General features: G+C 39.7%; 13 protein-coding genes. 11 read left to right on the top strand and 2 right to left on the bottom strand.

Annotated elements, in window-relative coordinates; all coding sequences use genetic code 11:
• From AC220I_RS10360 to AC220I_RS10340, 5 genes are all read left to right on the top strand, one after another.
• Positions 1-636, top strand: a 636-nt coding sequence (locus AC220I_RS10360; protein ID WP_486723753.1) for a UPF0280 family protein, incomplete at its 5' end; no start/stop codon positions are given.
• A gap of 30 nt (positions 637-666) precedes the next feature.
• On the top strand, positions 667-1,554 hold the full coding sequence (metF, locus tag AC220I_RS10355) for a methylenetetrahydrofolate reductase [NAD(P)H] (RefSeq protein ID WP_486723752.1): 888 nt from the start codon (positions 667-669) through the stop codon (positions 1,552-1,554).
• Between the two features lie 12 nt (positions 1,555-1,566).
• On the top strand, positions 1,567-2,304 hold the full coding sequence (locus AC220I_RS10350) for a vitamin B12 dependent-methionine synthase activation domain-containing protein (RefSeq protein WP_486723751.1): 738 nt from the start codon (positions 1,567-1,569) through the stop codon (positions 2,302-2,304).
• On the top strand, positions 2,301-4,736 hold the full coding sequence (locus AC220I_RS10345; RefSeq protein WP_486723750.1) for a homocysteine S-methyltransferase family protein: 2,436 nt from the start codon (positions 2,301-2,303) through the stop codon (positions 4,734-4,736). The genes AC220I_RS10350 and AC220I_RS10345 overlap by 4 nt, the downstream gene beginning before the upstream one ends.
• 110 nt (positions 4,737-4,846) lie before the next feature.
• A complete protein-coding gene (locus AC220I_RS10340; RefSeq protein WP_486723749.1) occupies positions 4,847-5,095 on the top strand; it encodes a PspC domain-containing protein in 249 nt (82 codons plus the stop codon).
• Positions 5,096-5,289: 194 nt separating this feature from the next.
• Here AC220I_RS10340 and AC220I_RS10335 read toward each other — a convergent pair whose 3' ends face one another.
• Complete coding sequence (locus tag AC220I_RS10335) at positions 5,290-5,607, bottom strand: YciI family protein (RefSeq protein ID WP_486723748.1); 318 nt, start codon at positions 5,605-5,607, stop codon at positions 5,290-5,292.
• 173 nt (positions 5,608-5,780) lie between these two features.
• On the opposite strand from AC220I_RS10335, the gene AC220I_RS10330 reads away from it, so the two are divergent.
• The 3 genes from AC220I_RS10330 (at position 5,781) to AC220I_RS10320 (ending at position 9,322) form a co-directional block, all read left to right on the top strand.
• The gene (locus AC220I_RS10330; protein WP_486723747.1) at positions 5,781-7,319 is read left to right on the top strand and encodes a YjjI family glycine radical enzyme; all 1,539 of its coding nucleotides are present in this window, start codon (positions 5,781-5,783) and stop codon (positions 7,317-7,319) included.
• A 90-nt stretch (positions 7,320-7,409) separates the two neighbouring features.
• Complete coding sequence (locus AC220I_RS10325; RefSeq protein ID WP_486723746.1) at positions 7,410-8,789, top strand: MATE family efflux transporter; 1,380 nt, start codon at positions 7,410-7,412, stop codon at positions 8,787-8,789.
• A gap of 17 nt (positions 8,790-8,806) precedes the next feature.
• Positions 8,807-9,322 carry a nitroreductase family protein gene (locus AC220I_RS10320; RefSeq protein WP_486723745.1) on the top strand — a complete coding sequence of 172 codons (516 nt, stop codon included), beginning with the start codon at positions 8,807-8,809 and terminating at the stop codon, positions 9,320-9,322.
• Between the two features lie 94 nt (positions 9,323-9,416).
• Here the strand turns inward: AC220I_RS10320 and AC220I_RS10315 are convergent, their stop codons facing one another.
• Positions 9,417-11,015, bottom strand: a complete 1,599-nt coding sequence (locus AC220I_RS10315) for a hypothetical protein (RefSeq protein ID WP_486723744.1) — start codon at positions 11,013-11,015, stop codon at positions 9,417-9,419.
• A 269-nt stretch (positions 11,016-11,284) separates the two neighbouring features.
• On the opposite strand from AC220I_RS10315, the gene AC220I_RS10310 reads away from it, so the two are divergent.
• The 3 genes from AC220I_RS10310 to ruvB are packed head-to-tail and all read left to right on the top strand — an operon-like array spanning position 11,285 to position 13,671.
• Positions 11,285-12,001 carry a radical SAM protein gene (locus AC220I_RS10310; protein WP_486723743.1) on the top strand — a complete coding sequence of 239 codons (717 nt, stop codon included), beginning with the start codon at positions 11,285-11,287 and terminating at the stop codon, positions 11,999-12,001.
• A 25-nt stretch (positions 12,002-12,026) separates the two neighbouring features.
• Positions 12,027-12,626, top strand: coding sequence for a Holliday junction branch migration protein RuvA (ruvA, locus tag AC220I_RS10305; protein ID WP_486723742.1), 600 nt, complete (start codon positions 12,027-12,029; stop codon positions 12,624-12,626).
• 19 nt (positions 12,627-12,645) lie between these two features.
• Positions 12,646-13,671, top strand: a complete 1,026-nt coding sequence (gene ruvB, locus AC220I_RS10300) for a Holliday junction branch migration DNA helicase RuvB (RefSeq protein ID WP_486723741.1) — start codon at positions 12,646-12,648, stop codon at positions 13,669-13,671.
• Positions 13,672-13,743 lie beyond the last annotated feature (72 nt).

The raw sequence follows: 13,743 nt of genomic DNA, 5'->3' as shown, positions 1-13,743 counted from the left end.
TTGATTCATTCAGATCAAATGCTCTCTGAAGAAGCACATATTTGGACGGATTTCTATAGGCGAGAAATTGAGACTTATGCCCATCAAAATCCAGGTTTTATGGGGTCACTTACACCTCTTAAGTGTTCGAGGGTTGCGCCTGAATTGATACAGCACATGCATCGCGCTTCAAGCGCTGCAGGTGTTGGTCCAATGGCAGCTGTTGCCGGCGGCATCTCATATTATGTTGGCAAGAAACTTTTGGAACAGTGTTCGGAAGTCATGCTTGAAAATGGTGGCGACATCTATTTAAAAAGTTCAAAAGAGAAAAAGATTAGAATTTTTGCAGGTGAATCGCCTTTTTCCAATAAACTATCCATCAAATTGCCACCCTGTCCAGAGGGGATTGGCATATGTACATCAGCAGGTAAAATTGGTCATTCATTGAGCTTTGGCAATGCTGATGCGGTGGTGGTGATTTCAGAGGACGTCCTTCTAGCCGATGCAGTTGCCACTGCCACTGGAAATATCGTCAAAACGAAAGACCATATAATAGAAGGTATTGATTTCGCTAAAAATATAAATGGCGTCAAAGGCCTCGTGATCATTGTGGATGATCAGATAGGCCTTTGGGGTGAAATCGAAGTATGTAAATGATCAGATCAATAAGTATACGTGGGGGTATCTATGAAAATTAGTCAAATATTTGAACAGAAAAAACCGGTGATTTCATTTGAAATCTTTCCGCCAAAGCGAGACGGCGATGTAAATACCGTTTATAAGACAATTGATGAGCTCGCTAAATTAAATCCAGACTATATCAGTGTCACATATGGTGCCGCTGGTACTGAAAGAAGTGATGGGACCCTATTGATGGCGTCTATGATCAAACAAAAATATGAAATTGAGTCTTTAGCACATTTAACATGTGTTTCATCATCGAGACGTGAGCTTGATGAAATCTTTGATAAGTATGAACAAAGTGGTATTGAAAACATCTTGGCCCTAAGAGGTGACTTAAATGCAAGTCATGAGGCCAATTCACGTGCTTTTAGATATGCATCTGACTTGATTGAATACATTCATGACACCAGAAAGTTCTGCATTGGTGCAGCCTGTTATCCTGAAGGTCACATAGAAGCCAGAAGCAGAACTGTAGATTTGATCAACCTTAAAAACAAGGTGTCAAAGGGGGCAGATTTCCTTGTGACCCAGCTTTTCTTTGACAATGAGAAGTTCTATGATTTTAGAAATGAAGCGAGAAGTCTTGATATCAATATTCCAATTACAGTGGGTGTAATGCCTGTTTTAAATAGAAAACAGATTGAAAGAATGGTAGAATTAAGTGGTGCAACTTTACCGGACAAGTTTAGAAAAATTTTGATGAAGTATGAGCACAATCCTAAAGCCCTTCAGGATGCTGGCCTTGCATATGCATCTGAACAACTGATAGACCTTTTATCAAGTGGTGTGGATGGCGTTCACCTTTATGTGATGAACAAGCCAGAAGTTGCAAAGAGGCTTGTGGAAAATATTTCAAGTGTGGTATCTGTTCTACGTGCCAGCGGTGAATAAAGGATGGTTTAAGTGAATTTGAGCATTTTAGAAGGCCAAATTAAAATTGAAGAAATAAAACCCTATATACAGAAAAATGAAATCTATAGGTACCTCAGTGAAAAGGAATCGGCGTCTTCAAAATCTGATTATTGGCGCACCCTGATAGATGAAATTTTGGATGAGTGTCTTGCCCTTTCAAAGCCGGCCTACACCAGCAAGCCCTTTGACATTATGACCTCGGAAGATAAGGGTAATATCACAATATTGGATCATGACCATGTGGCGATTAAATCGCACGACCTTGCAAGCTTGCTCGGGGATTCCTTCCAGATTCATATAGTGGGTGTAACACTTGGTCTTGGACTTGATCGTAAGATTCAGTATTTCATGAAAAGTGATGCAACGAGAGCGGTCATTCTGGACGCTTGTGCTTCTGTGGTGATTGAAGCCTGCTGTGATTTTGTACAAGACAAAATCATGTCAGAAAATCTTAAACAGGATAGAGGGCTTTTCCATACCAATCGATTTAGCCCTGGGTATGGCGATTTGGAACTCAATAGGATGAAAGTGCTTTCGGACTTGATTCAAATGACCAAAAGAATTGGTATTCATGTGAGTGAGCGTTTTTTAATGCAACCTCAAAAGTCAGTCCTCTTTTTAATGGGGGTTTCTAAAAGGGAGTTCAATGAAGCAACAAGTATATGTGAACATAAATGTGTCCAATGCAAATTAAAATCTTGTCAGTACAGAGTGGGGGATAAGTCATGAGTTTGAAGCAAAAAATCGAAAAAGAATATTTAATCATAGATGGTGCAATGGGGACCTATCTTCAAAAGAGTGGTTTAAAACTAGGGGAACTCCCAGAGCTCTTAAACTTTACGAGAGAAGATTTAATTGAAGAGATTCACTTAAAATATCTAGAAGCTGGAGCAAACATCATCACCACGAATACATTTGGTGCAAACCGAACTAAAATGAAGGATAGTGGTAAAACGGTTTCAGAAGTAATCAACCAAGCAGTCAATATTGCAAATAAGGCCATTGACCATTATCATAGCAAACACCACTCGTATCGAGAGTCGAGACAAAGTGAAAATCATAAGTATGTTGCCCTTGATATAGGACCAATCGGTCAACTTTTAGAACCCATGGGGACCCTGTCTTTTGATGAAGCCTATGAAATTTATTCTGAGCAAGTGGTTGCCGGGGTAAATGCAGGATGTGACCTCTTTATCATAGAAACACAAACGGACTTGCTAGAGCTTAAATGTGCTGTGCTTGCGTGTAAGGAACACTCAGACCTTCCAATCATCGCAACCATGTCCTTTGAACAAACGGGCAGGACCTTCACTGGGACGGATGTGGAGTCCATGGTAACCCTATTGGAAGCACTTGAGGTTGATGCACTGGGCTTCAACTGTTCCTTTGGTCCAACTGAGATGCTGCCGCTTATTGGCCGAGCACTTTCACTTACCAATAAGCCCATTGTGGTACAGCCAAATGCTGGTTTGCCAAAGCAGGTCAATGAAATCACAGTTTACGACACCAATGCCAACCTATATGCTGGTGTTATGAAGGACATCGTACAAAAGGGTGTTACCATCATTGGCGGTTGTTGTGGGACTGATGATACCTACATTGCAACTTTGACAGATATTGTTGCAAGTGCCCCTGAAGTTAAAGAGAGAACCAACAAGAGACAAACCAAGATTTCATCATTTGCCAAGACGGTGACCCTCGATGAAATCCCTGTGGTTATCGGTGAGCGTCTTAATCCTACAGGCAAGAAGCGCTTAAAGGAAGCGCTCAGAAATGGTGAAACCGATTATATATTAAGAGAAGCCATCAGCCAAGTGGAACAGGGGGCTTCAATATTGGATTTGAACATTGGTCTTCCTGAGCTAAACGAAGCCCAGTTAATGCCTGAGCTCATCAAGGAAATACAGTCAATACTTGATATTCCAATTCAAATTGACTCTTCAAGTGTGGCTTGTATTGAAGCTGCTGCACGACGATACAACGGTAAGCCTTTGATCAATTCCGTTAACGGCAAGGAAGAGAGCCTAAAGGCGATTTTACCAATCGTTAAACGATACGGGGCATGTGTGCTTGGCCTAACACTGGATGATGACGGTATTCCGTCAAAGGCTGAGGATCGCTTTGCCATAGCTGAAAAAATTGTCAATCGTGCTGAAGCCATTGGTATTCCAAGAGAAAATATTTTAATTGACTGTCTTGCTTTAACTGCTTCGGCCCAGCAAGAGGATGTTCTTGAAACCCTAAAGGCCATAAAACTCGTTAAAAGCAAGCTTGGCGTTAAGACTGTTCTTGGCGTTAGCAATGTTTCTTTTGGCCTTCCAAAACGAGAGCTCATCAACAAGACCTTCTTGACCATGGCACTCTACAGTGGTCTGGATGCGCCGATCTTAAATCCTGGCAATGAAGAGATGATGGCGGCGATTGATGCTTACAATGTCCTCGTCAACAATGACAAGCGGTCAGAAATTTATATTGAAAAACATTCAAACACTGATACGGCTACCACAGGTGCACCTAAGGCTAAGTCTAGTCAATTGGACTTAAAGCAAGTCATTTTAAATGGCCTAAAGGATTTGGCGGTTCAAAATACAGAAGACTTGCTTAAAACCCTAAAGCCCATGGAAATTGTGGATCAGATTATCATTCCGACTTTAAATGAAGTAGGACAAGACTTTGAAAAGGGCAAGATATTTTTACCCCAGTTGATTCAATCCGCTGAAACTGTTCAGCAAGCTTTTGAAAGACTAAAACTTGAGCTTAAAAGCGAGGATGGTCCATCCCTAAGCAAGGGAAAAATCGTTTTGGCAACTGTTCAGCATGATGTTCATGATATCGGAAAGAATATCGTCAAGGTCATCCTTCAAAACTACGGTTACGATGTCGTGGACCTAGGCAAGGATGTACCACCTGAGGTGGTATTAAAAGCCTGTATTGATCACGATGTCAAGTTTGTCGGACTCAGTGCACTTATGACATCAACCGTGGAGAGTATGGCAAGGACCATTAAGGTTCTCAAGGCACATGACCAAGCCATAAAAATATGTGTTGGCGGTGCTGTTTTGAATCCAGAATATGCAAAAATGATTCATGCAGATTATTACGCAAAGGATGCTAGAGAAACAGCTTGGATTGCAAATGCGTTTTTTGATATCAAAGGTTAGCATTTCGTTAGAAAGCAGTTAGAATACGCTAGATTACTTGATTTGAACATGTTTTTAGTCTATGATTTACTTAAGAAAACAAATCCCAAATGGGTTAGGAGTGAAATGATATGGCTGGAAAACAATTATGTAAAATCAGTAGTAAAGGAAAAGTATCTGGCGTTTGCGCTGGTCTTTCTGAGTTCTTTAGTGTAGATGTAACCCTCATTAGATTAATATGGGTTATGGCAATCTTCTTTGGTGTTGGTTCACCGATTATTGTTTACATCATTATGGCAATTGTCTTACCTGAGTATGATCCTGATAGTGTTCCTTTTGAAGAATACGATGATGATTATGACGATAATGAGAGATACTAATATGAGAACATTAAAAAAACGTCTTTAAGAGTGAAGCCACTTTTAAGGACGTTTTTATTGTGTGTCGGTTCATTATATTTTATTGCATTACACTACATTATATCTTATTACAATATAATATATTTCATTACAACACATTATATTTCATCACGATACATTATATTTCATTACAACACATGTTATTATATTTATCCCTAGTCCCCTTTTCTAGATAAGCTTTCAAGTGCGATATGATAATCAAATAAGGTAGCTGTCATGACACCACCTGTGATTGCAGGATCTTCGTGCATGATGGTCTGGGCGCTGTTTAGATCTTGAGCCTTAAAAATCACAATGCCAAATCCGTCTTCCATCTCCCTATTGGTTTTGCCTGCCAGTAAAACAATGCCTTGATCCTTTAAGTGCTTTAATCTCATGAAATGCTCAGAGACAATGGCTTCATCTTCCACAGTCCATGCATCACGATTACAGAGTCTAGGTACGAGTTTAAGCTGATATAGATATTGATTCATTTTCAATGCCCCCTTAAGAATCTAATGATTATGTATGACAAGTTCGTTATATCCATGATTTATAGTGGTTAAACATCTTTATTAGAAGTATAATATAATTAGGATGATTTTTCTATATCCTGACGGTGTTGAAGACAATCTATAGATGAAAGAAAAGATTTAGAGGTGAACAAATGTTAAAAAAAATGACGCAAATGCAGAGTGAAATATATGAAACCATTAAAAGTGATATTTTGACCTATGAGATGAAAGTGAATACCCTTGCTAAGCATGCGGAAAATGCACTTGATGTTCTTACAATTTCAGAGGCTGTGAACCAGTATAGACAAGAGGGAATTATTTGTGACCTCTTTGAAGGGAATGCCCCTTATAGACCAAGATATATTGTGCCAGATTATCAAAAGTTCATGAAGCAAGGAAGTGAATTCTTGAAGCTTGAGCCTGCTAATTCACTCTACGATGCTATTAATAATTTAATGGTAATCTACAGACATGTGCCATCTATTACGACTTTCCCGGTTTATATCGGCAATCTGGATTGGCTGCTTGAGCCTTATGTGGGTCTTGATGCAGGGGATCCAAATTATGTATCTGATGAAGATGCCTATAAGGCCATTAAACGGTTTTTGGTCTATATAGACAGAACCATTACAGATTCTTTTTGTCACGCCAATATCGGACCAGTGGCAACAAAGGTGGGTAGCATGATTTTGAGAGCTGAAAGAGAGCTCCAAGACTCCATTCCCAATATCACACTAAAATTCAATCAAGAAACTTCTGATGAGTTTGCGATTGATGCCATAAGAACGAGTATGATCACAGCGAAACCAAGCTTTGCAAATCATGATATGTTTGCGTCAGAGTTTGGTGAAAATTATGCAATCGTAAGCTGCTATAACGGCTTGCCAATTGGAGGCGGTTCATATACCTTGGTAAGGCTTGTGCTGTCAAGACTTGCAGAGAAGACAAATGACGTAGAAGTCTTTATAAATGACCTCTTACCAGATGTCGTAGCCAATATGATTGAATATATGGATGAAAGAATTCGCTTCATCGTAGAAGAAATTGGCTTCTTTGGACACCATTTTCTTTCAAAGGAAGGGCTTTTGAATTATGATGACTTCACAGCCATGTTTGGTATGGTAGGGCTTGCAGAAACGGTTAACCATTTCATGCCTGAAGGCGAAAGATTCGGTCATTCAGAAATGGCAGAAGCACTGGGCCTCAGAATTATGGAAGCCATGCAGACTGAAGTCAATAAAGCCACAAATCCCCATTTAAAAGCAACGAATGGCAAGTATTTATTACATGCACAAGTGGGCATTGATACTGATATCGGTATTTCACCTGGTGTACGAATCCCAATTGGCGAAGAACCGCCAATTTATGATCATATTTTTAATGCTCAAAAATTCCACAAGTATTTTCCTTCTGGTGTGGGTGACATCTTTACATTCGATGAAACCGTCGGCAAGAATCCTGAGTACGTTTTAAACCTCATTAAGGGTGCCTTTAAAAACGGCATGCGCTATGTTTCTTTCTATGGTGATGATGCAGACGTTATCCGTATAACGGGTTATTTGGTCAAAAAGTCGGAGATCGAAAAATTAAGCAAAGGTGAAATGGTCCTTAGAGATACCGTTGCGCTTGGCAAGGGTGCTGTGGACAATGCCAAGATTTATGAGCGCAAGATTAGAAATGAGTCAAATTAGGGTCTGGTAAAGCCAAATGGATAAGGTATTTAATACAAAAATAGATGTAGAAAAATAAAATTAGATTTAAGTAATCTGTATGGAGCGGGTATGCAGAAGAGAGATTTGACAAGGGGAAGTATCAGGGGCAATTTGCTCTATATGGCGCTGCCAACGATGTTTGGATTTTTTGCACAGACTTTTTATAATGTTGTTGATATGATTTGGATTGGACTGATTTCACCAGAGGCGGTTGCAGGTGTTACCATTTATGGCACCATATTTGTCGTCGTGTTTGTCTTTAATGACATCATAGGATCAAGCTCAATTTCGCTGATTTCACAAAGCTTTGGCGAGGGGAATATCGAAAGAACTGAGCGGGTAATAGAGCAGACAATTACTTTTAAAGGGATTATTGCCATTGCGGCAGGCCTATTTATGATCATTGGACTAGACCCACTTGTAAAAATGTTTACAAACGACCCAGTCACTTATCAAGCGGCTATGGACTATGGTTATATTCGAACCTTCTTCCTGCCGATTATGTTTTCATCTTATACAGTCAATACCGCCATGCGTTGCATTGGCGATTCTAAGAAACCCTTGTATCTGATGATCTTTGTCTCCATTCTGAATATTGTTTTAGATCCGCTTTTAATGTTTGATGTGGTGCCAAAGGTCACTTTTTTCGGACATGCCATACATGGTCTTAACCTAGGCGTATATGGGGCGGCACTTGCAACGGTTATCAGTTCTACTGTGGCATTTTTACTGGCATTTTGGATCCTTTTAACGGGAAAAACATATGTCAAGATTAATCCAAAGGGGCTTTTGAAACTGGATAGAGAAATTGACAAGAAGCTGATTACCATAGGCTTGCCAAATGGTCTTGAAGGCTTCAACCGCAATATTGCCAACTTCTTTCTCTTTAAGATGATTGCCTTTTATGGCACCAATTTCTTGGCTGCATATGGCATCACACTGAGGCTACTGGATTTGTGCTTCATGCCTTTAATTGGTCTTAACATGGGTGGTTCCACAATCGTCGGACAAAATCTTGGAAATGATGACGTGGTTCGTGCCAAAAAAACGGTCCATGCCGCTGTACAACTTGGGGTGATTGCCTTGACAATCCTCAATATTTTGGTTTATATTTTTTCTAAGCAACTTATGGATATTTTCATTGATGACCCACAGGTCATTGAAACAGGGGCCTTTATTTTAAAAATGATAATGCCTGCAATGATTTTACTTGCTATTATGTTCGGATTTGGAACGGCGTTTTCTGGATCGGGTTATAATAAACCGTTTTTATACGCAAGTCTTGCATCGAGATGGCTTGTACTGCTACCGGTTGCCTTTTTTTCAACATATGTCCTCAAAATAGGGTATGTTGGACTGTTAGCAGCGTATCTTCTCAGTGAACTTGTTGACATGCTCATCATAGCATTTTTCTACTCAAAAGGGACATGGGAAACCATGCGTGTATGATGAAAGAGAGGCTAACAATGACAAACAACGCATCTTTAACAAGAAGGAGCATCCGAAAGTTCACAGGAGAGAAATTATCGGAGACACTTTTGACGGAAATCTTGAAGGCTGGTTTTGCAGCACCAACAGCCAAAAATACTCAGTTGTGGGAATTCATCGTCGTGGATGACATGGCAATCTTAAATGCCTTTAAAGAGGTTCACAAATTTTCATTGCCACTGATCAATGCAGGACTTGGCATCTTGGTGTGTGGTGATACCAACAAGGAGGACCATGCTGGTTACTGGATTGGAGACTGTGCAGCGGCCATTCAAAATATGCTCATCAGAATAGAAGAGCTTAAGCTTGGGGCATGTTGGATAGGGGTTTATCCAAACGAAGATCGGATGGAGGCTCTTGAAAAACTATTGGATTTACCTAACAATATTAAGCCGATGGGCTTTATCGCTGTGGGGCATCCAAGTGAAAGCAGAGCGCCAAGTGACCGATACAATCCAGAAAAGATCCATCGAAATGGTTTCAATAAGCAATAGTTTATGATGATTAAAAGACAAAAATCTCAAATGTAAAGCATGATGCTTTGCTTTTGAGATTTTTTTAGTGGGTTATTTGTGGCTATTAGTTGGATTAATAAAAAATTGTAGCATTAAAGTAGACAAATTCGTCTGTAACGTTGTTACAAGGGAAATTTTCTCTTGTTAATTCATAACGACCTGATTTTTCGTAGATTTCGGTATTGGATTCAGAGTCAAATTTATTGCCCATGAAGAGTTTGTTTTTATAAATATTGAGAAACATATTATCGCTGTCAAATTCATCGTTGATTTTTACTTCAGCATCTTCAGTAAGTGCATCTCTAAAAAGGCCATATTCTCCGACTTTAGCGTAATAGATATAGTTGCCTTCAACAATGAGGAAGTCAAGGTTGAGATGCGCCTTAATTGGTTGAACATCTGCTGCAGTGAGGTCGTTTAAGTCTGAATTCAACCTAAGTTTACTAATTTTGTACAGTTTTTGGTTACTGATGAAGTAGACATCATACTGTGTTTGATTGAGATATGAAATAGAATCGATTGGAAAACTGCTGATTTCAGAATCGGAATAATAGCGTTTATAGTTTAGGGTATATCCCTTGTTGATTTTAGAAATGTAATAAAAGTTCTTGTCATCCACAATCAAGTTGTCTGCAAAGGGTGCACTGTAAGTCGTTGTGATTTGATTTTTAAGAGTAAAACCACGAATCTCAGCATCACTATGATATTTAGCATTATAAATATAGAAAATATGGCCATCCATAATATTCAAATGAGATAAATTGCTTTCCGCAAAGACCTCTTTTTCATCATCTTCTCCATAGTTAAAGTAAAGGGTATTGTCTATAAAAAAATAATCATTATCTTCATATTCACAAGCAATCGCATTGTTAAGGATATTACTATTTGTATTACCAAAGGTGCTATAGACATAATCCACACCATAATCGAGTAAGGCGTTGTTTTCAAAAAAACGGTCTGTACGATTGTAGATGGTCATCACCTTTTTTGCTGTTTCTTGTGTAATGATAGGTGAATCCTCTGAAATTTCAACTGCAACCGCTGATTCTGTTACAGTGGTTTCTGTACCAATATACTCAGTCTTACTCGCCCTTAATACAATAGGGACTAAGAAGGTCGAGAGGAAGACCACTGCAAAAATGACAAGTCTAGCAGTCATAAACTGGTTCTTTGGCTTCCGCTTCCTCGTGATGGACTGATAGGTCTTATAAGGATATAGAATAATGGATTCCGATACTTGAGCGCTTTTATTGGCTTTTTTTTCATACTTTAAGCTTGCGACATCATCATGTAGGTAGAGGTAAACCCTAGATAGTTTTAAATGAATATAATTTTTGTGCTTGGAACCAAGCTTAAGGGCCTCTTGGTAGTAATGCGCAGCTTGCTGATAATTTTTTAGGTGATCATAGGACTCTGCAATCCTCAGTGCGACAAAGGAAAGCTTTGAGCCTGAATATAGCTGCAGAAATGCTTCCAAGGCTTGGTCATAATCAAATCTTAAAAATTTCAGTTCAGCTTGCAGTAAACGGAGCTGCATACTCTGAGGGAAAATCGCAATGTAGCGCTTTGACAATTCAAAGGCCTGATCAATGTTTTGCCCTTCTAATAGGCTATAAATTTCAGCATATGCCTGAGATGGATTGATGTTTTTCTTATTTGCTTCTTGGGTCATGATTATGTACTCCTTTTAATGGGGATGAATTCATGTAAATATATGTTTTTCCTTAAGTGTTTGAAAAAACAGACCTTATAATGATTACTGTCTATAAAGGCCTGCAATGATGAAAGCATAACACTTTGAGCTTCAAAATTCAATATATTGTGGATAAATTGAAAATTTGAATAGATGATACTGCCCCAATGGATTTGACACAAAAGCTTAATGCCTCTATGGCTTGAATAAAGCGTGAGACACTTATATAATAGTAAGGAGAGGTAATTATGATAGGTTATATAAGAAACATGATTAGAAATTCAGCGGTGGATGGTCCAGGCAATCGGTTTGTGGTCTTTTTACAGGGATGCCAGCTCAACTGTCTTTATTGTCATAACCCTGAAACGATTGAAAATATAGAATACATGGATGCGGTATCACGTTTAGAGGTGCATTCATATACCGTTGAAGCACTGGTTTCTGAAATTTTACCCTATAGGGATTATATATCGGGTGTTACTTTTTCGGGTGGAGAATGTACCCTGCAATACGAATTCTTGCTTGAGGTCTGTAAGGTCTTAAAGTCAGAGGCAATTTCAGTATTAATTGATACTAACGGCTTGATTTCTCCTGAGAGATTAAGGCAATTAAGCCAATATGTCGATGGCTTCATGCTTGACCTAAAAGCACTTGATGGCAAGGTTCATAAAGCACTGACAGGCGTTGACAACCGACAAATCCTTGAAAATTTCAAGCTCTTGAATCAACTTAACAAACTCTATGAGATAAGAACGGTGATTATCCCGGATTTTGTTGACGACAGGGCGCTTATCCAGTGGATCTGTGAAAATGATGGATTGGACCTGAGATACAAGTTAATCGCTTTTAGAAGGCATGGGATTAAAGGTGACGGTATGCGTCTTAAGACACCCAGCCCAAGTTACATGAAGGAAATTGAAAACTTTGCCATTCAAAATGGCTTTACCAATATTGTATTGATTTAGAAATCACTAGCCGGGAGTGTAAAACATGATAGATTTCATAAAGGGTAAATTGCATCACATAGATTTAGATTATATCGTGGTGGAAAACAATGGCATGGGTTATCGAATTGCCACATCAGCAAACTCCATATCAGATTTTAACACTGTTGGAGAGGATATTATCATCCACACTGAGATGATCGTTAGAGAAGATGCAATCTCATTGGTTGGCTTTAGTACTAAAGAAGAGCTCACCATGTTTCAGCTATTAACCTCTGTTAGTGGTGTAGGGACAAAGGTCGGCATCGGCATACTGTCTTCTTTAAATTATATTTCGGTTGCGGCGATTATAGCGGCGAACGATGTGAAAGCCCTGACATCAGCGCATGGTGTTGGCAAGAAAACAGCAGAGCGGATCATCCTTGAACTTAAAGATAAAGTGGCAAAATCCATGACGGTGAGTTCAGATGTAAACATAGAAAGCCATGTGATATCAGGTGGCGATGAATCGGATGCCCTTGAAGCGCTCATGACCCTAGGTTACACAAGAAATGAAGCACAAGCGGTCTTGAAGCGTATGGATATTAGTGGCATGACAGTGGAACAAATCCTAAAGGCTGCGCTTAAGCAGTTGATGACACAATAGAAGGGAGTCTCACGTGGACATGGAGCGTTTTATCACCCCAAAGCTCGTTGAAGAAGACGTATTGAGTGAAAATCATATTAGACCTAAGCAAATGCTTGAATACGTAGGTCAGGAAAAAACAAAGGAAAAATTAAACATTTTTATAGAAGCGGCAAAGATGAGGTCAGAGTCTCTGGATCACGTCCTCCTTTACGGTCCTCCTGGGCTTGGCAAAACAACCCTTTCATGTATTATTGCCCATGAGATGGGTGTTGATATCAAAATCACCTCAGGGCCTGCCATTGAAAGACCTGGTGATCTTGCCGCAATATTGACGAGTATGAAAGAGAGCGATGTCCTTTTTATAGATGAAATTCACAGACTTCCGAGACATGTGGAAGAAGTGCTTTATCCAGCGATGGAGGACTTTGCCATTGATATCGTCATAGGAAAAGGGCCTGGTGCAAGGTCGGTCAGACTTGATTTGCCCAGATTTACTTTAGTGGGGGCAACCACTAGGGCAGGACAATTAACATCACCCTTAAGAGATCGATTCGGGGTGATTTGCAAGCTAGACCTTTATAATGTAAATGAGCTCAGCCAGATCATAAAAAGGTCTGCCAGAGTACTGGACATTGAGATTGATGATAATGCCTGCGAGGAAATGGCCATGAGAAGTCGAGGGACACCTCGTATTGTAAATAGGCTTTTGAAGCGGGTAAGAGACTATGCACAGGTCAGAGGAACGGGTATTGTCACAAAGGAAATCGCCAAGGCAGCGCTGGATTTGCTTGAAGTGGATGCACTTGGACTAGATGCAGTAGACCGAAAAATCATCGTCAACATGATAGAAAATTTCGATGGCGGCCCGGTTGGTGTGGAAACACTAGCAGCAGCCACTGGCGAAGAAGCCAATACCATAGAGGATGTTTATGAGCCCTATCTCATGCAGATTGGATTTATCAATAGGACCCCAAGAGGGCGTGTTGTGACCAATAAAGCGAGAGCGCATTTGGGCTACCAGCTGGTGCTGAATGTGGAACAAATGGAAGTGACTTTTGATTGATGGAGGCTATGATGCAAAACAAGTTTAAAAGTTTTGTCTTAATATTTGCAGTTGTTTTTATAAGTTTGAACA

It is taken from the genome of Fusibacter sp. (assembly GCF_057447755.1).
The sequence above is the reverse complement of the archived record's forward strand: the minus strand, read 5'-3'. Positions and strand labels throughout refer to the sequence as shown.